17 protein-coding genes are annotated in these 23,457 nt (G+C 55.7%); 7 read left to right on the top strand and 10 right to left on the bottom strand.

Going from position 1 to position 23,457, the window contains the following annotated elements; translation table 11 throughout:
• Positions 1-39 precede the first annotated feature (39 nt).
• The 7 genes from lpdA to sdhC all read right to left on the bottom strand — a co-directional run bounded on the left by lpdA (position 40) and on the right by sdhC (position 9,114).
• Entirely contained in the window at positions 40-1,482 is a 1,443-nt protein-coding gene (lpdA, locus tag K8I84_RS14930) for a dihydrolipoyl dehydrogenase (RefSeq protein ID WP_223795571.1), read from the bottom strand.
• Positions 1,483-1,517: 35 nt separating this feature from the next.
• Complete coding sequence (gene odhB, locus K8I84_RS14925; protein ID WP_223795570.1) at positions 1,518-2,738, bottom strand: 2-oxoglutarate dehydrogenase complex dihydrolipoyllysine-residue succinyltransferase; 1,221 nt, start codon at positions 2,736-2,738, stop codon at positions 1,518-1,520.
• A 25-nt stretch (positions 2,739-2,763) separates the two neighbouring features.
• Positions 2,764-5,601, bottom strand: a complete 2,838-nt coding sequence (locus K8I84_RS14920; RefSeq protein ID WP_223795569.1) for a 2-oxoglutarate dehydrogenase E1 component — start codon at positions 5,599-5,601, stop codon at positions 2,764-2,766.
• 305 nt (positions 5,602-5,906) lie between these two features.
• Positions 5,907-6,611 carry a succinate dehydrogenase iron-sulfur subunit gene (locus K8I84_RS14915; protein WP_223795568.1) on the bottom strand — a complete coding sequence of 235 codons (705 nt, stop codon included), beginning with the start codon at positions 6,609-6,611 and terminating at the stop codon, positions 5,907-5,909.
• A gap of 14 nt (positions 6,612-6,625) precedes the next feature.
• Positions 6,626-8,398 (bottom strand): succinate dehydrogenase flavoprotein subunit, encoded by a 1,773-nt coding sequence (gene sdhA, locus K8I84_RS14910; protein WP_223795567.1) that lies wholly within the window; start codon positions 8,396-8,398, stop codon positions 6,626-6,628.
• A gap of 3 nt (positions 8,399-8,401) precedes the next feature.
• Positions 8,402-8,746, bottom strand: coding sequence for a succinate dehydrogenase, hydrophobic membrane anchor protein (gene sdhD, locus K8I84_RS14905; protein ID WP_223795566.1), 345 nt, complete (start codon positions 8,744-8,746; stop codon positions 8,402-8,404).
• The gene (gene sdhC, locus K8I84_RS14900; protein WP_302909804.1) at positions 8,740-9,114 is read right to left on the bottom strand and encodes a succinate dehydrogenase, cytochrome b556 subunit; all 375 of its coding nucleotides are present in this window, start codon (positions 9,112-9,114) and stop codon (positions 8,740-8,742) included. Before sdhC ends, sdhD begins: the two co-directional genes overlap by 7 nt.
• Before the next feature lie 481 nt (positions 9,115-9,595).
• Here sdhC and gltA point away from each other — a divergent pair, with 481 nt between their 5' ends.
• The 7 genes from gltA (at position 9,596) to K8I84_RS14865 (ending at position 16,932) form a co-directional block, all read left to right on the top strand.
• Positions 9,596-10,870 (top strand): citrate synthase, encoded by a 1,275-nt coding sequence (gene gltA, locus K8I84_RS14895; protein WP_223795564.1) that lies wholly within the window; start codon positions 9,596-9,598, stop codon positions 10,868-10,870.
• A 164-nt stretch (positions 10,871-11,034) separates the two neighbouring features.
• Complete coding sequence (locus tag K8I84_RS14890; protein WP_223795563.1) at positions 11,035-11,277, top strand: hypothetical protein; 243 nt, start codon at positions 11,035-11,037, stop codon at positions 11,275-11,277.
• 113 nt (positions 11,278-11,390) lie between these two features.
• Entirely contained in the window at positions 11,391-12,263 is an 873-nt protein-coding gene (locus K8I84_RS14885) for an NAD(P)-dependent oxidoreductase (RefSeq protein WP_223795562.1), read from the top strand.
• A 314-nt stretch (positions 12,264-12,577) separates the two neighbouring features.
• Positions 12,578-14,539, top strand: coding sequence for an FAD-dependent oxidoreductase (locus K8I84_RS14880; protein ID WP_223795561.1), 1,962 nt, complete (start codon positions 12,578-12,580; stop codon positions 14,537-14,539).
• Between the two features lie 8 nt (positions 14,540-14,547).
• Positions 14,548-15,891, top strand: coding sequence for a cytochrome c3 family protein (locus K8I84_RS14875; protein WP_223795560.1), 1,344 nt, complete (start codon positions 14,548-14,550; stop codon positions 15,889-15,891).
• 15 nt (positions 15,892-15,906) lie between these two features.
• Positions 15,907-16,491, top strand: a complete 585-nt coding sequence (locus K8I84_RS14870) for a DUF3365 domain-containing protein (RefSeq protein WP_223795559.1) — start codon at positions 15,907-15,909, stop codon at positions 16,489-16,491.
• 27 nt (positions 16,492-16,518) lie between these two features.
• Complete coding sequence (locus K8I84_RS14865; protein ID WP_223795558.1) at positions 16,519-16,932, top strand: globin family protein; 414 nt, start codon at positions 16,519-16,521, stop codon at positions 16,930-16,932.
• Between the two features lie 59 nt (positions 16,933-16,991).
• Here K8I84_RS14865 and topA read toward each other — a convergent pair whose 3' ends face one another.
• The 3 genes from topA to fadB form a co-directional block, all read right to left on the bottom strand.
• Positions 16,992-19,625 carry a type I DNA topoisomerase gene (gene topA, locus K8I84_RS14860; RefSeq protein ID WP_223795557.1) on the bottom strand — a complete coding sequence of 878 codons (2,634 nt, stop codon included), beginning with the start codon at positions 19,623-19,625 and terminating at the stop codon, positions 16,992-16,994.
• A gap of 249 nt (positions 19,626-19,874) precedes the next feature.
• Positions 19,875-21,050, bottom strand: a complete 1,176-nt coding sequence (gene fadA / locus K8I84_RS14855) for an acetyl-CoA C-acyltransferase FadA (RefSeq protein ID WP_223795556.1) — start codon at positions 21,048-21,050, stop codon at positions 19,875-19,877.
• A gap of 33 nt (positions 21,051-21,083) precedes the next feature.
• A complete protein-coding gene (gene fadB / locus K8I84_RS14850) occupies positions 21,084-23,231 on the bottom strand; it encodes a fatty acid oxidation complex subunit alpha FadB (RefSeq protein ID WP_223795555.1) in 2,148 nt (715 codons plus the stop codon).
• Positions 23,232-23,457: the final 226 nt, after the last annotated feature.

Raw genomic sequence — 23,457 nt, 5'->3', positions numbered from 1 at the left:
CGGGGCGCCGTCGTTGGCGCCCCTAAATCCTGACTTGCGTTACTTCTTTTTGCGGCGGTTGGCGACGTGAATCGCGCCACCACCTACGGCCAGAGCTGCCTCATGCACAGACTCGGACAGAGTCGGGTGCGCAAAACAGGTCAGAGCCAGATCTTCAGCACTGGAACCGAATTCCATGGCGATAACGCCTTGAGCAACGATTTCAGACGCCTGCGGACCAACCACATGGAAGCCCAGGATACGATCGGTCTTCGCGTCGGCAACGATCTTCACCATGCCGGACGCCGCGTTCGCAGCCATGGCCCGGCCATTGGCCGCAAACGGGAAGACGCCCACGTTGTACTCTTCGCCTTCCGCCTTCAGCTGCTCTTCAGTTTTTCCGACCCAGGCGACTTCAGGCGCAGTGTAAATCACGTTTGGGATGCAATCGTAATTCACCTGCGGCTTGTGACCCGCAATACGCTCGGCAACCATGACGCCCTCTTCCGACGCCTTGTGCGCCAGCATCGGGCCACGCACAACATCACCGATCGCCCAGACACCTGGTGCTTCGGTCTTGCAGGTGTCGTCCACAAAGATGAAGCCACGCTCATCCATCTGAACACCCGAATCCTCGGCCAGCAGGTTGTCTGTGTAAGGACGACGACCAACGGCCACGATCAGCTTGTCGAATTTCTCTTCGTGATCGCCCTTGCCGTCCTCGTAGGTAACATTGACTTGCTTACGCTTGACCTCGGCACCGGTCATGCGCGCACCCATCACAATATTCAGTCCCTGCTTCTGGAACTGTTTCATCGCATCCTTGGCTACCTGTTGATCAACCGCCGGCAGGAAGGTGTCCTGCGCTTCAATCACAGTCACTTCAGCCCCCAGACGAGCCCAAACGCTGCCTAACTCAAGGCCGATAACACCGGCGCCGATCACGCCCAGGCGCTTTGGCACTTCGGTAAACTCCAGCGCGCCTTCGGAATCCACGATATGCTCACCGTCGAACGGCGCAGGTGGGATTTCGATAGGTTTGGAGCCAGACGCCAGGATCACGTTTTCTGCTTCGTAGACGGAGGTGTTGCCATCGTTGTCGGTGACTTCAACTTTCCGGTTCGCCAGCAATTTACCGTGGCCATGAATGGAGGTAACGCCATTGCTCTTGAACAGGCCAGCAATCCCGCCGGTCAACTGGTTTACGATGCCACTCTTGCGCTCCATCATCTTGCCGACATCCATCTTGATATCGTTGGCGATGATGCCCTGTTTTTCGTAGTCGTGGCTGGCTTCTTCGTACTTGTGGGAAATTTCCAGCAATGCCTTGGAAGGAATGCAACCCACGTTCAGGCAGGTACCGCCCAGCACCTGCTTCTTGCCGTCTTTGGACGTCCAGGATTCAACACAGGCCGTTTTCAGACCGAGCTGCGCAGCCTTGATAGCTGCCACGTACCCACCCGGGCCTGCACCAATAACAATGACGTCGAACTTATCAGACATAATTTATCCCGTTTTGTGATTCGTTAATGGTCCGTTCACACGTCCAGCAGAATACGCGCCGGGTCTTCCAGCATATCTTTGATGGCAACCAGGAACTGAACCGCTTCCTTGCCATCAATCATACGGTGATCGTAGGACAGAGCCAGGTACATCATGGGCAGGATTTCAACCTGACCATTCACCGCCATCGGACGCTCCTGGATCTTGTGCATGCCCAGGATTGCGGTCTGTGGCGGGTTTAGAATCGGCGTGGAAATCAGGGAGCCGAAGATGCCGCCGTTGGTGATGGTGAAAGTACCGCCGGTCATATCTTCGATACCCAGTTTTCCATCCCGGGCCTTGGTGCCATATTCGATGATTTTCTTCTCGATGTCGGCCAGACCCAGCGCGTCGACGTCGCGTACCACAGGAACAACCAGGCCACGGTCAGTAGACACAGCCACACCGATATCCTGATAGCCGTGGTAAACCATGTCGTTACCATCGATAGACGCATTCACCGCCGGGAAACGCTTAAGGGCTTCCGTGGCCGCCTTGGCAAAGAAGGACATGAAACCGAGTTTCACACCGTGGCGTTTCTCGAAACTTTCCTTGTACTGCTTGCGCAGTTCCATCACCGGCTTCATATTGACCTCGTTGAACGTGGTCAGCATGGCAGCGTTCTGCTGCGCGTCTACCAGACGCTTGGCAATGCTCGCCCGCAGGCGGGTCATGGGCACACGCTTTTCAGCGCGCTCACCCGCAGCAACGTTGACCTCTGGCATCGCAGCTGCGCCTGCTGCTGGCTTGGAGGCCGACTTGCTGCCCTCAATATGGGCCTGTACATCTTCTTTGGTCACACGGCCATCTTTGCCGGAGCCCTTGATGCTGTTGGGGTCAACATTATTTTCTTCGGCCAGCTTGCGAGCCGCCGGGCTAAGGATGGCATCAGCAGAGCTAGCGTCAGCCGTTGCAGGCGCGCTTTCGGCTGCAGGCTTTTCTTCGGTTTTGGCTTCCGCCGGCTTGGTTTCACCAGCCGCGCCTTCCTTGAACTTACCGATTACTTCACCGCTCTCACAGGTGTCACCCTCACCCTTGAGGATTTCCTCGATGACACCATCAGCCGGTGCCACCACTTCAAGTACCACCTTGTCGGTTTCGATATCGACAATCAGTTCGTCGCGTGAACAGGCTTCGCCCGGCTGCTTGTGCCAGGTCGCAACAGTACCTTCTGCGACCGACTCCGGGAAAACGGGGGCTTTAATCTCAGTTGACATTACGATTCCTTAGTTCGGTAGCTCGTCAGATTTCAAACGCATCGGTAACCAGCTTTTTCTGCTCCTCAATGTGGACAGACATGTGTCCGCAAGCTGGGGCAGCAGAAGCCTCACGACCGGCATACTGGAGATAGAGTTTCGGATTCAGGCGTTGCAGCGCGTTCCGCATATGGTGCTGGCTCGGATACCAGGCACCCTGGTTCATCGGCTCTTCCTGGCACCACACTACATGTTTAAGTTTGGTGTACTGGGCCAGCAGCGCATCCAGGTCCTCCGCCGGGAACGGGTAGAGCTGCTCGATCCGGAGAATCGCAACGTCGTCACGCTCTTCGGCCTTCTTCTTTTCCAGAAGATCGAAGTACACCTTCCCGCTACACATGATCAGGCGGGTAACCTTCTTGGGATCAGAGGGCTCTTTCTCCGGCAGTACCGTCTGGAATGTGCCGGATGTCAGATCGTCCAGCTCGGACGTTGCTTCTTTGTGGCGCAGCAGACTCTTCGGAGTGATCGCCACCAGCGGCTTACGCAACGGACGCTTCACCTGACGGCGCAGCATATGGAACACCTGGGAAGGCGTAGTCGGCACGCACACCTGAATGTTGTGTTCCGCACACAGCTGCAGGAAGCGTTCAAGACGCGCCGAACTGTGCTCAGGACCCTGCCCCTCATAGCCATGAGGCAGAAGCAGGGTCAGGCCGCACAGGCGCCCCCACTTGTGCTCACCACTGGTCAGGAACTGATCAATCACTACCTGAGCGCCATTGGCGAAATCACCAAACTGGGCTTCCCAGACCACCAGACCATCCGGCGCTGTGGTCGCGTAGCCATATTCAAATGCCATGACCGCTTCTTCCGACAAGAACGAGTCATAGATTTCGAATTTTGGCTGATCCTTGGACAGATTGGCCAAGGCGATGTGCTGGGAACCGTCTTTCTGGTTATGCAGAACCGCGTGGCGGTGTGAGAAGGTGCCCCGCCCCACATCCTGACCGGTGATACGAATTGGATGACCTTCATCCAGCAACGTGGCGTACGCCATCACTTCTGCGTATCCCCAGTTGAGCGATTGCGCCCCGGCCGTCATTTTTTCGCGGTCGGTCACAATCTTGGAAACCTGGCGCTGAACTGCGAAGCCCTCGGGCACGGAGGTCAGAATCTTGCCCAGAGCCTTGATCTTCTTGAGCGGAACGCTGCTCTTGCACTTGGCGGTCCACTCATGCCCCAGATAAGGCGTCCAGTCTACGTAGAGCTTTTTATTCGGCTCTTTGACCAGTGACTTGACCACGTGACCGCCATCGTCAAGCGCATCACGGTAATCAACCTCCATCTGCTTGGCTTCTTCGGCAGTAATCACACCTTCTTCAACCAGGCGGTCCGCGTAGAGCGCGCGCGTGGTTTTGAGCTTGCGAATCTTCTCGTACATCAGCGGCTGGGTCGCTGCCGGCTCATCCGCTTCGTTGTGCCCGCGACGACGGTAGCAAACCAGGTCAATAACCACATCGCCCTTGAACTCATTGCGGTAGTCCATGGCCATCTGGGTCGCAAACACCACAGCCTCGGGATCGTCAGCGTTCACGTGAAGGATTGGGGCCTGAACCATCTTCGCAATATCGGTGCAGTACTCCGTGGAGCGAGCATCTTCCTGCTTGCTGGTCGTGAAGCCAACCTGGTTGTTCACTATGATGTGGATGGTTCCGCCGACCCCGTAACCACGGGTCTGGGATGCCTGGAAGGTTTCCATCACCACGCCCTGCCCCGCAAAAGCGGCATCGCCGTGCATGATGATTGGCACAACCTGGCTGCCGTCTTTATCGTCCCGTCGGGTCTGGCGAGCGCGAACAGAGCCTTCCACCACCGGTGACACGATTTCCAGGTGTGACGGGTTAAAGGCCATGGCGAGGTGAACCTCACCGCCCGGCGTCATAACGTTTGAAGAGAAGCCCTGGTGGTATTTCACATCACCGGAACCGGAGTCCGCCAGCTTGCGGCCCTCAAATTCGTCAAACAGTTCCTGCGGGCTCTTACCCAGAGTATTCACCAGGACGTTGAGGCGTCCACGGTGAGCCATCCCCAGTACAATCTCTTTCGCACCGTAGGAGCCTGCGCGCTGGATCAGTTCATCCAGGCAAGGAATGAGACTTTCGCCACCTTCGAGGCCGAAGCGCTTTACGCCCGGGTAGCGGGAACCCAGATATTTCTCCAGACCCTCCGCTGCCGTCAGGCGCTCAAGAATATGCTTCCTCGTACCGGTCTCATAGCCGGGACGAGAGCGTACGGGCTCCATGCGCTGCTGGAACCACCGCTTGATACGAGTATCGACGACGTGCATATATTCTGCACCGATACTTTCGCAATAGGTTGTCCGCAGGCCGTCAACGATATCCCGCAGCCTCTGGGTCTCGGAACCAAAGTTCAGAGAGCCGGTTTGGAATTCAAGGTCGAGGTCAGAGTCACTAAGCTCATGGAATGCCGGATCGAGATCTTCAACCGCCGGACGCTGCCATACACCCAGGGGATCGAGCTTGGCTTCCTGGTGGCCCCGAAAACGGTAAGCATTGATCAGCTGCAGAACACGAATCTGCTTCCGGTCAGCGTGAGATGTGGCACTGGCGGGAACGCCCTGGCCTGAAAGAAAGCGCTGATTACGGGAAATATGCTCAAACTGCTCGCGGATGGACGAGTGGATAATATCCCGGCCGTGCTGGCCATCAACACTGGGAAGTTTATCGAAATAGTTTCGCCACTCTTCCGGAACGGCATTGGGGTCGGTCAGGTAGGTCTCAAAAAGCTGTTCAACGTAGGCAAGGTTCCCACCTTGTAGATGGGAGGTCTGCCATAGCTGCTCCATTATGCTTTCGTGCATTTTGAATAGCTCACCTTGGGCTGGTGTGGGGGTGTCCGAATGGTGGGCCAGGGGTAACTGTCAGTCAATACGGGTTTTACTGACTGTAAATTGGCCAACTTCGGGATCTGGATGCTGTCCATTCCCCAGCAGTATTAATACTCGACAAGCCGGAACGCTGCCTTTTAGGCCTCGTTACGGCTTGCGTAGTGTGCACCCCAGTTCGACCTTTGACTATAAGCCTTTGGTTGAAAGCCCCGCGCCATTGCAGGGCTGAGGGTGCATATTAATCCGAACAGTATAGCGCTCAGGCCAACTTCCGCCGCTTATGTAGCCCGCTGCAGCAGAAGATTCCGAATATGACCAATCGCCCTTGTGGGGTTCAGCCCCTTCGGACAAACGCTTACACAGTTCATGATTCCCCGGCAACGGAACACGCTGAACGGATCGTCGAGATTCGCAAGGCGCTCTGACCGGGCAGTATCGCGGCTGTCGGCCAGGAAACGGTATGCCTGGAGCAGACCGGCAGGCCCGATAAACTTATCAGGGTTCCACCAGAACGACGGACAGGACGTAGAGCAGCACGCGCAGAGAATGCACTCGTACAGGCCGTCCAGCTTCTCACGATCTTCCGGGCTTTGCAGGCGCTCAATGGCCGGCGCCGGCGTATTGTTGACCAGATACGGCATAACTTTCTCGTACTGCTGGTAGAACAGGTTCATGTCCACCACCAGGTCACGAATAACCGGCAAACCCGGCAACGGACGAAGAACCAGCTTGTCGCCCTTCACCACCTGCGATACAGGGGTGATACAGGCCAGGCCATTCTTGCCATTCATATTCATGCCATCGGAACCACAAACACCCTCACGACAGGAGCGACGGTAAGAAACGGTCGGATCCTTTTCCTTGAGCAGGTTCAGCACATCCAGAACCATGAGATCCTTCCCTTCCGGGAGCTCAAGGTTCACGTCCTGCATGTAAGGGGCGTTATCGGTTTCCGGGTTATAACGATACAGGCTTACCAACATACTTTTCGTCCCCCTTAGTAAGTCCGAACCTTCGGCTCGAATGTATCCACGGTCTTCGGCGCAAAGTTCACATCACGCTTGCCCACACGCTTTTCAAGCGGGAAGTACAGAGAGTGCTTCAGCCAGTTTTCGTCGTCACGCTCGGTGAAGTCGTTTCGAGCATGCGCACCACGACTTTCTTTACGCTCGTACGCAGATTGAGCAGTCGCAACCGCAACTTCATAAAGATTGTCGAGCTCCAACGCTTCAATCCGAGCAGTGTTGAAAGCCTTACTGGTATCAGCCAGCTTGGTCTTTTTGACGCGCTCACCGATTTCGGCCAGTTTCTTCAGGCCCTCTTCCATGCTGTCGCCGTCACGGAACACACCAAAGTAAAGCTGCATCACGTTCTGCAGGTCCTTACGAACCTCAGCGACGCTCTCGCCCTCTGAAGCTGAATCCAGACGATCAAGACGCGCCATCGCTCGCTTGATATCTTCTTCAGACGCTTCGTCCACCTCGAAACCGTTACGGAGCTGCTCTTCGATATGCAGACCGGCCGCACGACCGAAGACCACCAGGTCCAGCAGGGAGTTACCGCCCAGGCGGTTAGCACCATGAACAGAAACACACGCCGCTTCGCCGCAGGCAAACAGCCCCGGAATCGGCGTGTCGTTGCCGTTATCATCCTGAGTCAGGGCCTGACCACCCACATTGGTCGGAATGCCGCCCATCATGTAGTGACAGGTAGGCACAACCGGGATCGGCTCTTTAACCGGATCCACGTGCGCAAAGGTACGGGACAGCTCGCAAATACCCGGCAGGCGCAGGTTCAGAGTCTCTTCGCCCAGATGGTCCAGCTTCAACAGCACGTGATCCTTGTCCGGACCACATCCACGACCTTCCAGAATCTCGATAACCATGGAGCGTGCCACTACGTCACGACCAGCGAGGTCCTTGGCGTTCGGCGCATAACGCTCCATGAAACGCTCACCTTCGGAGTTGATCAGGTAGCCACCCTCACCCCGACAACCCTCTGTTACCAGAGTGCCCGCACCGTGAATACCGGTCGGGTGGAACTGCCACATTTCCATGTCCTGCATCGGGAAGCCGGCACGCAGAGCCATACCGATGCCGTCACCGGTATTGATCAGGGCATTGGTAGTGGAAGCGTAGATACGACCAGCACCCCCAGTCGCCAGAACTGTCGCCTTGGATTTGATGTAGGCCACTTCACCGGTTTCGATTTCAATGGCAACTACACCAACCACTTCGTTTTTGCTGTTCTTCACCAGATCAACGGCATACCACTCATTCAGGAAGGTCGTGCCGCCTTTCAGGTTGGCCTGATAAAGAGTGTGCAGAAGCGCATGACCGGTACGGTCGGCTGCAGCACAAGTACGGGCAGCCTGACCACCTTTTCCATAATCCTTGGACTGACCACCGAACGGACGCTGGTAGATGCGACCCTGCTCGGTACGGGAAAACGGCAGACCCATGTGCTCGAGCTCGAAAACGGCCTGAGGGCCTACGGAACACATGTATTCGATAGCGTCCTGATCACCAATGTAGTCAGACCCCTTGACGGTGTCGTACATGTGCCAGCGCCAATCGTCATTGGGGTCCGCACTCGCAATTGCACAGGTGATACCGCCTTGCGCCGACACGGTGTGCGAACGAGTCGGAAATACCTTGGTGATACACGCCGTTTTAACGCCGGATTCGGTCAACTGCAGGGCAGCCCGCATACCGGCACCGCCGCCACCGATAACAATCGCGTCGTAAGAAATGGTCTTGATATTAGCCATTAATTAAAGCCCCCAAAGAATCTGAATGCCCCAGACCACGTACACAAACATGGTCAGCCCGCACGCGGCCTGGACCAGGAAACGAACACCTGCGGCCTTGATGTAGTCAGTGGTCACGGTCCAGAGACCAACCCAAGCGTGCGCCCCGAGGGACAGCAGTGCCAGCAAAGTAAAGATCCGGAACCAGGTTTGGGAAAACAGCGCAGACCATGATTCGTAAGTAACGTCGGTGGTCAGCATGAAACCCAACAAAAAGATGGTGTAGAGCGCAAGAACATACGCCGTTACGCGCTGGATCAACCAGTCGTAGACGCCGCTACGACCCAGATTGGTAACACTGTTTACCATACCCAAACTCCTGCGATAACGATGAGAATAACGGAAACCACGATGGTGATTTTCGAGGCGAGACGACCGGTCTCCAGCTCTTCCCCGATACCCATATCCATGAGCAGGTGCTTGATACCTGCAACCAGGTGATACAACAAGGCGGACAGAATGCCCCAGATAATAAGCTTGGCAAAAAAGCCGTCCAGCAGTTCATTCATACGACTGAAGCCTTCTTCCCCTGACAGGGAAAGCTGCAATCCGTAAAGCATGAAAGCAACACCAACAAAAATAATGATGCCGCTAATGCGATGCAGGATGGACGTAATGGCTGGCAGCGGAAAATGGAACTTGCCGAGATCGAGATTTACTGGTCGTTTGTTATTCACAGCGCTCTCACACTCTCTCATTTAATGACCGCGATTCCGGCACACCGGATGCGGAGTTGGTATGAAGATCAGCACACCCGCGCAGTGGGGGCATACGATTGGCTTAGGAGGAAGGATGACCTTTGCTCTGGAGCGACGCCATTGCCGCATCTCCACCAGATGCATCCCTAATTCCGGGCTACGGATTATAAGGAGTAGCCCTCGCAATTACAAACCGAGCGACGGGATTCCTGCCCACCAATTCAGTGGGTTAAACTATGAGCAGGAACTGTTGACCCACCTGAAGGCCCGCAACCAACCGCATTGGGGCTAATACGCATTTACAAAACCGAAAAAAATGGCGAATTCCAAACCCTTCCATTGACAAAAAAAGCCAACGCCCTATATTTTGCCGCCAGTTTTGCGATAATACGCGCCTTCCTTAGCGCTTTTTTTCATGCATAAAAGCTAACACGCTGACATATCCATATAGGAGAGCCCCATGACCGACAGGAAAGCCACGCTCTCGGTGGGAGAAAAATCCATTGAGTTACCGGTGTATTCTGGCACCGTCGGCCCTGACGTAATCGACGTACGCGGCCTGGTTCAGGAAGGCGTTTTCACCTATGACCCAGGTTTCGTATCCACCGCTGCCTGTGAATCAGCCATCACTTACATCGATGGCGCCAACGGTGTTCTCCTTCATCGTGGTTATCCGATCGACCAACTGGCCGAACACTCGGATTACCTCGAAGTGTGCTACCTGCTGCTGAAAGGCCGCCTGCCGACCAAAGAAGAGAACCAGCAGTTCCACAGCACCATCAAAAACCACACCATGCTGCACGATCAAATGCGCAATTTCTTCCACGGATTTCGCCGTGATGCGCACCCGATGGCAATCATGTGCGGCGTAGTGGGTGCCCTGTCTGCGTTCTATCACGACCAGATGGATGTGACCGACGAGCACCAGCGTGACATCACAGCTCACCGCTTGATCGCGAAGATGCCGACCATCGCGGCCTGGTGTTACAAATACAGCATTGGCCAGCCGTTCATGTACCCGCGTAACGACCTGACCTACGCAGAGAACTTCCTGTACATGATGTTTGGTGTGCCCTGCGAGGAGTACAAGCCGAATCCTGTGCTGGCCAAGGCCATGGACCGCATCTTCATCCTGCATGCGGACCACGAGCAAAATGCATCAACCTCTACGGTTCGCCTTGCAGGCTCTACCGGCGCTAACCCCTATGCATGCATCGCGTCTGGCATCGCCGCCCTTTGGGGGCCGGCACACGGTGGTGCTAACGAAGCAGTACTGGACATGCTGGCTGAGATTGGTGACGAATCCAACATCGAAAAGTACATCGCCAAGGCGAAGGACAAGGACGATCCGTTCCGACTGATGGGCTTCGGCCACCGCGTCTACAAAAACTTCGACCCCCGCGCCAAGGTTATGCGCGAAACGGCACACGAAGTTCTGCAGGAGCTGGGCCTGGAAAACGACCCACTGCTGAAAATCGCCCAGCGTCTCGAGAAGATCGCTCTGGAAGACGAGTACTTCGTCCAGCGCAAGCTGTACCCGAACGTGGATTTCTACTCCGGCATCATTCTGAAAGCGATGGGCATTCCGACGTCCATGTTTACCGTTATTTTTGCGCTGTCCCGCACCATCGGCTGGTTCTCGCACTGGAACGAAATGGTCAGCGGTAACTACCGGATTGGCCGTCCGCGCCAGTTGTACACCGGTTCCGACCAGCGCGATTATCCGGCAGAATAAATACGCCGGTGAAAACACCATGATTAAAAAGGCCGCTGACCCAGCGGTCTTTTTTTGTTTAGTGCGACCAAAATCCTGTCCGGAAATAATACCTAACAGTCCCTCTCAACCCTCCCCACTCTCAACTATGCTTGGAAGTGCGCAACAGCAAAGAGGGATGACCTATGCGTTTTTTCATCACACTTGTATTTACGACCCTGTTCTCTGCCAGTGTTTTTGCCGGCCAATGCCCGGCCCTTGTCGGCGAGATTGATCAGAAACTCGAGTCAAGCCAGCTCGACGATGAAACCAAAGCGGAAATAAAAGCCATGCGGGACAAAGGCGAAGCCCTTCACCAGCAGGGCAAACACGCCGAATCGGTGAAAGTACTAAGAGAAGCAACAGAGAAGCTGGACGTCATGTCCTGATTCCGTCCATCACCCGCTCAACAAAGTTGTTTGTAGTGTTCGATGCAGCCGCTTGATTGAGCGGCTTTTTTTCGTGACTATGCTACCAACAACAAACGAAAATGGAGATCAGCATGACAGCTACTGCAGCCTTCATTGGCCTCGGAGTCATGGGCTACCCCATGGCAGGACACCTCGCCAAGGCCGGCCTTTCCGTCAGAGTGTGGAACCGTACGACCGCAAAGGCTGAGCAATGGGCCCAAGAATACGGCGGCACCGCCTGCTCTACCATCGCTGAGGCGGTCGATGGCGTGGACTTTGTCATGACCTGCGTCGGCGCCGATAAAGATCTGATCGAGGTTTTCGAGGGCGATGACGGGATAATCGCCAACGCACCCGAAGGCGCCATTCTCATCGATCACACCACCGCCTCAGCAGGCGTTGCGGAACGCCTTGCCAGAAAGTCAGCAGAGCACCGTCAGGGTTTTATTGATGGCCCGGTATCCGGCGGGCAACAAGGTGCCGAAAACGGACAGCTGACGATCATGTGCGGCGGGGACGAATCAAGCTTTGCCCGGGCAAGACCGGTAATGGATCACTACGCCAGAGCCGTCAACCTGATGGGGCCGGCAGGCAGCGGCCAGAAAACCAAAATGGTGAACCAAATTGCCATTGCCGGATTGGTACAAGGGCTGTCCGAGGCACTTCACTTCGCGGAACAGGCTGGACTGGATGCCGCGAAGGTGGTGGATGTTATCTCCAAGGGTGCCGCGCAGAGCTGGCAGATGGAAAATCGCTCCGGAACCATGATTGCGGGCGAGTTCGAACACGGTTTTGCGGTCGACTGGATGCGCAAGGATCTGGGAATCTGTCTCGATGAAGCACGCCGAATTCACGCCCGCCTTCCTGTCACCGCATTGGTAGACCAGTTTTACGGCGATGTACAAGAAATGGGGGGCAACCGGTGGGACACCTCCTCACTCATCCAGCGGCTACGCAAAAAGTAACCACACGCTCCAGGATAGCGCAGTCACTGCGCTATCTGCCCTATCCTGACTCCTCGGCGACGTAGCTCGCCTCTTTTTCCTCATGCCAACAATAATTCAAACCATTGATAGGTAATGGTTTTATTTCCCGTTGGCACGCACGCTGCTGTATACAAAATGTTCGCCAATGAAGGCGAACCAGAATTTTAACGAATGATTGAACCTGTGGCAGCTGCCACCTGAGTACCACGGACGATGAATCAGGGACAAAAGGGTCCATTCCGGAATACCGGAGTGGACCCTTTTTTTGTTTTGTTAGAACGAGAACCTAACACATGGGCACACAATTTCCTGCACAGCAGGCGCTGCACGCCCCGAATCGGTATCGGCCAGATGCGCCAGTCATCATCGTTGGTAACGGCCCGGTCGGCGTTCACCTGCTGACAGAGTTAAAGCGGCTGGGCTTCGATCGACCCATCGTCCAGTTCGGTCGGGAAGAAAGCCATCCCTATGACCGCGTCGCCCTATCGAGCCTGCTCCAGGGAAAAGTTACCCCAGACTCGTTAGTTTCCCCGCTGGGAAACCTCTCCAACGTCAGCTTCCAGTCCGGGACCGGAATCGTAGCCATTCACCCGGAACACCAGACAGTCACAGACCAGAATGGGCTGACGTATCAGTACAGCACCCTGGTACTTGCGCTGGGTTCCAGCCCCCACGTGCCCTCCATATCAGGCCGGGCATTACCGGGGGTTTACACGTTCCGAAGCATGAAGGACGTGGAGCGGCTTCGAACCAGACATTTTCGCAGTCGGCACTGCGTTGTACTTGGCGGGGGCCTACTGGGTATCGAAGCTGCCCTGGGCATGATGCGCTATGGCACACGGGTAACCCTGATCCATCACGCCCCCTTTCTGATGAACCGTCAACTGGAGTCTCGCAGCGCCGATCAGTTACACCGGGCGCTCGAAGCGAAGGGACTGAACCTTTGCCTGAACACGACCATCACTGAGATTGAGGGCGATTCTCGGGTGGAACGGATCCGCCTTCGTCTGGGCGAGGAAATGGATTGTGATACGGTCATTTTTTCAACCGGAATTCGCCCCAACATCAATCTCGCCCGAGAGGCTGGAATCGCCGTCGGCCGGGGCATCCAAGTAAACGACAGCCTGCAGACCTCATTCGACGACATCTACGCCGTCGGGGAATGTTGCGAGCACAACGGCGAGGTATATGGTCTTGTATCTCCCGGCCTGGAGCAGGCGGCCACCCTGGCCAGACGACTCACCGGAACCGATATCAGCTACCGGGGGTCAGTACTCAGCAGCTCCCTCAAGGTCTCAGACCTTCCCGTTAAAAGCATCGGATCCGTGAGTGATTACGGGCCGGCACTGATCGACTGCACCCTTCATCACACCTCCGACAAACATTCCAGGGTTATCACCTTGCACCGCGGAAAACTGGTTGGTGCCGCAGGAACGGGAGAATGGCCAGAATTTCATCAACTTCAGGATGCGGTGTCAAAACAGGCGCGAATCTACCCCTGGCAACGCAGGCGCTTTCTCAGGGAGGGTCGACTGCTAGCACAAGAGAACCAGACGTTTCCAGATAATGCCGTTCTCTGCAATTGCCGTCGCCTGAGTGCCGCAGACATTCGCTGCCACCTGCAACACGGGATGACTGCGCAGGAGCTTTGCAATGCCTCAGGTGCGGCCCAGGTATGCGGAACCTGCGAACCTCTGATTGCAAAACTGACCGCAACCCCAACCGAAGCGGGAGCGGTCAGCAAACTTCCCCTCGTCGCCGGGCTCACAGCGCTGATCTATGCCGTTCTGTATTCCTTTCTGCCAGCTTTCCCCGTTCAGCAAAGCGTACTCGACCCGGCATGGCCGAAACTCTGGACCAGCGGTATTGCACGCCAATGGACAGGTTACAGCCTCCTGAGCCTGATTGCGCTCAGTATGGTCGTAAGCCTTGCCAAACGAGGCCCCAACCGTCTTGTTCGGGGTTTCAGGCTCGCCCGAAATCTGCACCTGATCCTGACGCTCTCCATGGCCTTGCTTCTGTTAGTTCATACCGGTCTGCAACCGAGTACCAACCTGAACTTTACCCTGCTTTCCTGTGCCATTGCGCTGATCACACTGGGCGGTATCACGTCCCTGCTGGTCGCACTTGAGCCTCGCGTTCAGAGCGTTCACTTCAAGGCCTGGAAACGCCGGTTAGCTGGCCTGCATCTATACCTTGCATGGCCTCTACCTGTGTTGCTCGGATTCCACATTGTGTCGGTGTATTACTTCTAGGGCGCGATATGAGTACAAAATCACTTTGGTTCCTCTGGCTAATCTCCACCCTCGTACTGTCGGGGGTGCTGGGTTACGAGTTGTTTGCGGAAAGCCAAAAACCACACTTCCTGCCGGGTCAGACGTCTCTCGGCCACTTCCAGATTGAACTGGAGTGCTCGGCGTGCCACACCGAGTCTTTTGCCGACCAGCAAGCCATTCAGCAATCCTGTGTCGATTGTCATGGGGCCGAACTGGATGCTGTCCGGGACAGCCATCCCAGGAGCAAGTTCACCGACCCACGAAATGCCGATCGGCTTGCCCGGATTGATGCCCGCTACTGCGTGAGCTGTCACAGCGAGCACACCCCGGAAACCACCCGACTCATGGGCGTAACGCAGCCACAAGACTTTTGCGCCTACTGCCACGAAGACATCGCCGATGAACGCCCTAGCCATGAAGGTATGGGCTTCCAAACCTGTGCATCCTCTGGTTGCCATAACTACCACGATAACCAGGCCCTTTATGAGGACTTCCTGCTGGAACACGCAAGTGAACCTGCCCTCATCGTTGCCGGAAAGCTCCCGTTGACCAGCATGGAGGAACTGATACAGGTGTCGGGTGTTTCCTGGTCGCCTTATCAACCTGCGTCAGGGGAAACGTTAAAGCAACAAGGCTGGCAGGAAGCTCATGAACAATGGACGAGCAGCGCTCACGGTGCCGCGGACGTTGGCTGCGTCAACTGCCATCAACCCGATACTGACGAAGCCTGGGCGGACCAGCCAGGCACCGAGGTCTGCGCCACCTGCCACGAATCAGAGGCCAAGGGTTTTCTGGCAGGACGACACGGAATGAGGCTGGCCCAGGACCTGCCTCCCATGACACCAGCCCAGGCCCGGCTCCCCATGAAAGAAAATGCGTCACATAAGGAACTGACGTGCAACAGCTGCCATTCCCCACACGAGCAAAACACCACCACTGCCGCCGTTGAGGCGTGTCTTGGCTGCCACAACGACGATCACACACTGGCCTTTGAGCAGTCGCCCCATCACGACACGTGGGTCAGTTTCCTTGAGGGCGGGGTTTCCCGGGAAGAAGCGGTCAGCTGTGCCACCTGCCACCTGCCGCGAACCGAATACAAGCAGTTCAGTAACACCATCGTTCGGGTAGACCACAACCAGAACAATACCCTGCGCCCCAACGAAAAAATGATCCGAACCACGTGCATGCATTGCCACGGTTTGGGCTTCTCCCTCGATGCACTGGCATCCGAGGATCTTATTCAGTCCAACTTCACAGGCCTGCCGGCAACCCACATTCAGAGCATCGACATGGCCCTGGATCGGATTGAACCAAGCAACACCACCCCGTAAAAATGGAGAGAGACCATGAAGAAAGGATTAACCGCCAGCGCCCTGCTCGCAACCTCACTGCTCGGAGGTTGCGGAGGCTCGGAGGAGCCAGCCAAAACCGGCATTGCCCCGGAGGTGTTCACAGATTCCCTGTTTGCTGTGATGAACTCGGACCGGGCAAACTACACCAAACTTATCGTTCAGCGCCTCGGCCCTAATGGGGCTGACGCCATCAAGCCCAATGAGCACTGGGAGGATATGGAAGGTTCCGCACCTCTGCCCGCACAGATGTTCCGTTACGGTGCGGAAGGCGTTGCCGAGGTAACCGACACCTTCACATACTCACTGCAGTCTCTGTGGCCAGTGAACAAGCAGAACGCCCCAAAAACCGATGTAGAAAAGGAGGGCCTCCAGTTCATCGCCGATAATCCGGGCCAGAACTTCTACGGTGAGGAAACCCTGGGTGACACCACGTACTTCACCGCCGTCTATCCAGACGTCGCCGTATCGCCGGCATGCACCTCGTGCCATAACGATCACAAAGACTCGCCTCGCAGTGACTTTGAAATCGGCGAGGTCATGGGCGGCGTCGTTATCCGTCTGCCGTTACCGAAAACCTAAACGCTCGCCCAACCAAGAGGCATAGATATGAACGCACAGCAAATCACACTCGTTCAGGAGTCTTTTGCAAAGGTCGCTCCGATAGCCGATCAGGCAGCGGCGATGTTCTACAGCAAACTGTTCGAAATGGACCCGCAGCTTAAGCCACTGTTTAAAGGTGACATGACGGAACAGGGCCAGAAACTGATGAAAATGATCGGGGTGGCCGTCAACAGTCTTGGTCGACTGGACGACATTGTGCCAGCCGTACAGCAACTGGGTGTACGACATGTCGGTTATGGTGTTAAGGACGCGGACTACGACACAGTCGGCGGCGCCTTGCTCTGGACTCTGGAACAGGGCCTTGGTGACGACTTCACACCCGAGTGTAAAGAGGCCTGGACGCAAACCTATACTGTTCTGGCCAGCACGATGAAGGACTCGGCAAAAGCGCCTGTCTGAATTCCGATGTAATAAAAAAGGGGGGGCAGTCACCTGCCCCCTTTTCTATGACACATCAATTATTTGCTCTTGGGAACCCACTTACCGTCACGGTAGTGCGCTGTCCAACCGGTGGCCTTGCCATCCTTCTCGGACATGACGTACTGCTCCTTGAGCTTCCGGCTGTAGCGAATCACCGTGGGATTTCCCTCGGGATCCGCCGCAGGCGCCTCGAACAGGAACGAGTACTTGGGATCAATCTCCTTCCGGTGCGGCAGAATTTCCTTCACCAGTGGCGGTCGAGTCTCCCGATTCTTCGGAAACTTACTCGCGGCCAGGAACAGCCCGGACGCACCGTCTCGCAGCACGTAGGTATCGTCCACTTTCTGACATTGCAGCTCAGGCATGGGTACCGGATCCATTTTGGGCGGTGCAGGCTCGCCATTTTTCAGAAGCTTGCGAGTATTTTTGCAGTCTGCGTTGGTACAGCCAAAATACTTGCCGAAACGCCCGGTTTTCAGCTGCATTTCAGATCCGCACTTATCGCAATCGAGCGTGGGGCCGTCGTAGCCTTTTATGCGGAAGGTGCCTTTCTCCACCTCGTAACCCGAACAGTCCGGGTTATTACCACAGATGTGCAGCTTGCGCCCCTCATCCACCAGATAACTGTCCATGGCCGTACCGCACTTTGGACACCGCCGTTTCATGCGCAGCAAACGAGTCTCGCCCTCGCCTTCCACGTCATCATCAGCAGCCACAACATCATCGCCTGAGACAAGATTAATGGTGGTCTTGCAGCGCTCTTTGGGCGGCAACGCATAGCCGGAGCAACCCAGGAATACACCCGTGCTGGCAACCCGAATCTGCATGTTACGACCACAGGTAGGACACGGAATATCGGTTTCGGTCGGGGTATTGGCCCGCATTCCACCGTCACCAGCACCTTCAGCCGTTTCAAGTTGAGAGCGGAACTTTCCGTAGAAGTCGTTGAGCACCTTTTTCCAGTCAACATCCCCCTCGGCGATCTCGTCCAGCTCATCTTCCATTTTGGCGGTGAAATCGTAATCCATCAGATTCGGGAAGGACTCCGACAGGCGCTCATTGACGATCTCACCCATCTTCTCCGCGTAGAAACGGCGACTTTCAAGTCGAACGTAACCGCGATCCTGAATGGTTGAGATGATGGACGCGTAAGTAGACGGCCGGCCGATGCCCTGCTTTTCCAGCTCCTTGACGAGACTGGCTTCCGTGTAACGGGGCGCTGGCTTGGTAAAGTGCTGGCTTGGTTCCAGTTTTTCCAGACCAAGGACCTCATCGACCTTGATGTCAGGCAAGGCGATATCTTCGTCTTTCTTGGCTTGCGGAGCGGCCTTCAAGAAACCATCAAATTTGATGATGCGACCGCGTGTGCGCAATTCGTAATCACCATTGGCAACCATGATCGAGGTGCTTAAGAATTCCGCATCCGCCATCTGGCAGGCGACAAACTGACGCCAGATCAACTCATAGAGCTTCTCTGCGTCCTTTTCCAAACCAGTGATGTCAGCGGATCGCCGGCTCACGTCCGTTGGACGAATCGCCTCGTGGGCCTCCTGTGCGCCCTCCTTGCTGCCGTAGACGCGTGGCGTTTCCGGAAGGTACCGGTCGCCAAACTGGTCTTTAATGAAATCCCGACATCCGGTTACAGCATCCTGGCTCAGGTTGGTGGAGTCAGTACGCATGTAGGTAATGAAACCCGCTTCATACAGGCGCTGGGCCAGCATCATTGTCTTCTTGACGCTGAAACCCATCCGGTTGCTCGCTGCCTGCTGCAGGGTTGAGGTGATGAACGGCGCTGACGGACGTGAGCGGGTCGGCTTATCCTCTCGCTTTGCTACCTTGAAGTCACCGGCTTTGAGGCGCTCCAGGTGCGCGGTACTCTCGGCTTCATTAGTAGGCCGATAGGCCTTGTCACTGTATTTGGTGACCTCGAAGCGAACCGGGCGATTTCCCTGCTTCGAGGCCAGATCCGCGTGCATCTGCCAGAATTCTTCCGGAACGAATTTCCGGATCTCTTTTTCCCGCTCAACGATCAGGCGAACGGCGACAGACTGCACCCGGCCGGCCGAAAGGCCCCGAGCGATTTTGGCCCACAGCAGTGGCGATACCATGTACCCCACGACCCGATCGAGGAACCGGCGAGCCTGCTGGGCGTTCACACGGTTAACGTCCACCGAACCCGGATCATTGAACGCTTCCTTGATAGCTCGCTTGGTGATTTCGTTAAACACGACACGACGATACTTGTCGGGCTCACCACCGATGGTCTGCTGAAGGTGCCACGCAATGGCCTCCCCCTCGCGGTCCAAATCCGTTGCGAGATAGACGTGATCGGCAGACTTTGCCAGACGCTTGAGCTCGCTGACGACTTTTTCCTTGCCAGGCAGAATCTCGTATCGGGCGGACCAGTCCTGGTCCGGGTCAACCCCCATCCGGGCTACCAGCTGCTCACGGGCCTTACGCTTCTTGTGAGCTTCCTTTTCTTCGGGACTCATCTTGCGCGTCAGCGCCGCCTGGCGGGCTCGTTCCTTCGGGTCTGTCTGGGATCCACCGCCGCTGACAGGAAGATCCCGAATGTGGCCCACACTGGACTTAACAATAAAATCTGAGCCCAGGTACTTATTGATGGTCTTCGCTTTCGCTGGCGACTCGACAATTACGAGACTTTTACCCATAGCAGAGATCTGTATCCTTGGCGAAAAACAGTCGGCAAATCAGCGGACCGTAAACTCGTTGAAAAATCAATCGGCTAGAAAACAAACAGCTTGCCAACATCATATAGGCCCCCTGTTTTACAGGGTCAAGAATAGCAAGACAACCCATTCTTTCACTTACGATCGGCTTTTTTTCGCAATTCCCAAATAAAGAAGGCCCGGCTTTATGCCGGGCCTTCTTTTAACATATCACCACTACCGCCGGGAGACTTAAACCAGTTCCCAAACGGTGGCGATACCCTGCCCAAGGCCGATACACATGGTGGAAACACCAAGCTTACCGCCCTTGTCACGCATAACGTTCAGCAGGGTTGTGGAGATACGTGCACCGGAACAGCCCAGCGGATGCCCCAGGGCAATCGCACCGCCATTCAGGTTAACCTTCTCTTCCATAACGTCCAGCAGCTTCAGGTCCTTCAGAACCGGCAGGGACTGACCCGCAAACGCTTCGTTCAGTTCCCAGAAGTCGATGTCTTCAACTTTCAGGCCTGCACGCTTGAGCGCTTTTTTGGTCGCCGGAACCGGGCCATAACCCATGATCGCGGGATCGCAACCAGCCACAGCCATGGAGCGGATCTTGGCGATCGGCTTCAGGCCCAGGGCTTCAGCGCGCTCTGCGGACATCAGCAGCATGGCCGCCGCGCCGTCTGTCAACTGGGAGGATGTACCGGCAGTTACGGTACCGTTCTTCGGATCGAACGCCGGACGCAGCTGCCCCAGAGACTCAACCGTAGTCTCCGGACGAATGGTCTCGTCCTGCTCGATCAACACCTTGAAGCCATTCTCGTCGTGACCTTCGATGGGCACGATTTCATTCTTGAAACGGCCTTCCAGGGTCGCTTCGTGGGCTTTCTGGTGAGACCGTGCGCCAAACTCATCCTGCTGCTGACGGCTGATGCCGTGCATTTTGGCCAGCATTTCTGCGGTCAGGCCCATCATGTTGGACGCCTTGGCAGAGTACTTGGACGCAGCCGGGTTGTGGTCAAAGCCTTCGGTCATGGGTACATGACCCATGTGCTCAACACCACCGACCATGAACACATCACCGTTGCCGGTCATGATGGCCTGGGCGGCAGTGTGGATAGCCGTCATGGCAGAGCCACAAAGACGGTTGACGGTCTGGGCTGCAGACTCGTGAGGAATCTTGGTCAGCAATGAAATCTGCCGCGCCACGTTGAAGCCCTGCTCTTTAGTCTGGTTTACACAGCCCCAGATCACGTCTTCTACTTCTTTCGGGTTGAGCTCAGGGTTGCGCTCGAACAGTGCATCGATAAGCGCGGCGGACAGAGTCTCTGCACGCACATTACGGAAGCAACCATTCTTGGCACGACCCATCGGAGTCCGCACGCAATCGACGACGACAACGTCTCTCGGATTAAGGCTCATAGATCTTTCTCCGTTCGGAAATCTCGTTCAGGGTTAGCCAAAGAACTTTTTGCCAGTCTTGGCCATTTCACGCAGCTTCTCGGTCGGGTGGTACAGAGGACCCAGATCTGCATACTTGTCTGCCAGTTCGACGAACTTGTCGACACCCATGTCGTCGATGTAACGCAGGGCGCCACCACGGAACGGAGGGAATCCGATGCCGTAGATCAGACCCATATCCGCATCGGCCGGGTCTTCAACAATGCCGTCTTCCAGGCAGCGTACGGTTTCCAGACACAGAGGAATCATCATGCGAGCGATAATGTCTTCTTCCTCGAAGTCCTTCTTACCCTGAACCACAGGCTCAATCAGCTTGTAGGTTTCTTCGTCGACAACCTTCTTCGGCTTGCCACGCTTGTCGGTCTCGTACTTGTAGAAACCAACGTTGTTCTTCTGACCGTAACGGTTATTCTCGAACATCACATCGATAGCGGACTTGTTCTCGTCCTTCATGCGATCCGGGAAGCCTTCGGCCATCACTTCGTTGGCGTGCTTGGCGGTATCCATGCCGACAACGTCAAGCAGGTACGCAGGACCCATCGGCCAGCCAAACTTTTCCATTACCTTGTCGATCTTCTGGAAGTCCGCGCCGTCACGAACCAGGCCGGCAAAGCCGCCGAAGTAAGGGAACAGAACACGGTTAACCAGGAAGCCCGGGCAGTCGTTAACAACGATCGGAGTCTTGCCCATCGCCTTGGCGTAAGCCACGGTGGTAGCAATGGCGCGATCGGAGGTCTTCTCGCCACGAATAACCTCAACCAGCGGCATCATGTGCACCGGGTTGAAGAAGTGCATACCACAGAAGTTTTCCGGACGCTTCAGGTTCTTCGCCAGCAGATTGATGGAAATAGTAGAGGTGTTGGAGGTCAGGATAGCGTCTTCGCGAACCGCATCTTCGGTTTCACGCAGGACAGCGTCTTTAACCTTCGGGTTCTCAACAACCGCCTCAACAACCAGGTCGACACTCTTGAAGTCGCCGTAGTTGAGGGTCGGAGTAATGTTGTTGAGCACGTCCGCCATCTTGTTGGCGTCCATCTTACCCTTGGACACACGCTTGGCCAGCAGCTTCTTGGCCTCATTCAGGCCGAGCTTGATGCCGTCCTGGTTGATGTCCTTCATGACAATCGGGGTGCCTTTCAGTGCGGACTGATATGCCACACCACCACCCATGATGCCAGCACCCAGTACGGCAGCCAGATCAACCTTGGAAGCTTCTTTTTCCCACGCAGAGGCCTTCTTCTTGAGCGCCTGGTCGTTCAGGAACAGGCCAACCAGACACGCCGCAACGTTGGTCTTGGCCATCTTGGCAAAGCCCTTGGCTTCCACTTCGATCGCCTTGTCGCGAGTCATGCCGGCATGCTTCTGCATGACCTTGATGGCCTCTACCGGAGCCGGATAGTTACGACCCGCTTTGCCAGCAACAAACGCCTTTGAAATTTCGAACGCCATCATGCTTTCCATGGCATTCAGCTTGATCTTGCCCTTCTTCTCTTCACGGCGAGCTTCGTTGTCAAGCTTGCCTTCGTTGCACTGGTTAATAATGGCAACGGCGGCGTCCAACAGCTTGTCAGATTCAACAACCGCATCGACAGCGCCTACCTTCAGAGCGGCGTCAGCACGGTTTTCGGTGCCGCCACAGATCCACTCAACAGCGTTATCCACGCCAACCAGACGGGACAGGCGGACAGTACCGCCAAAACCCGGGAAGATGCCCAGCTTCACTTCCGGCAGACCAACCTTGGCCTTCTTGTCCATCACCCGGTAGTCGGTGGACAGGCACATTTCAAAGCCACCGCCCAGCGCGATGCCGTTAATAGCGGTCACGGTCGGGAACGGCAGGTCTTCAACTGCGCTGAACACCTCGTTGGCCTTGAGGTTGTTTGCAACGAGATCCTCTTCGGAACCGGCAAACAACTCGGTGAATTCAGTAATGTCAGCACCAACAATGAAGCTGTCCTTTGAGCTGGTTACCACCAGACCCTTCAGGTTCTTCTGTGCTTTAAGTGCGTCAGTCGCGGCGCCGAGCTCTTCAATAGTGAGACGGTTGAACTTGTTCACTGACTCGCCCTGCAAGTCAAAGTTCAACTGAGCGATCCCGCCTTCGATCTCTTTAACCGTGATGGCTTTACCTTCGTAAATCATCAACTGATCTCCAGTCTGTGTTTGGAACTGCTTCCAGCTTCCCCGACTACGGTTCCAGGTCGCAGCCAGGGAGGTGTCTGTGCAGCGAGAATTCTGTCACTGCCCGATTATCCGACCCAAAATTCATACAGTCGTTTGAATCGCGATGGCACACGATGAAAAAAAATCGGCCATTTGTCAATTTGTTTCTTCAGGGAAATTTGTGATTTGAGAGTATTCCGGTAAC

Source organism: Marinobacter sp. F4216 (genome assembly GCF_019931195.1).
Taxonomy (GTDB): Bacteria; Pseudomonadota; Gammaproteobacteria; order Pseudomonadales; family Oleiphilaceae; genus Marinobacter; species Marinobacter suaedae.
Note: the sequence above shows the minus strand (reverse complement) of the source record. Positions and strands in the feature narration are given on the sequence as shown.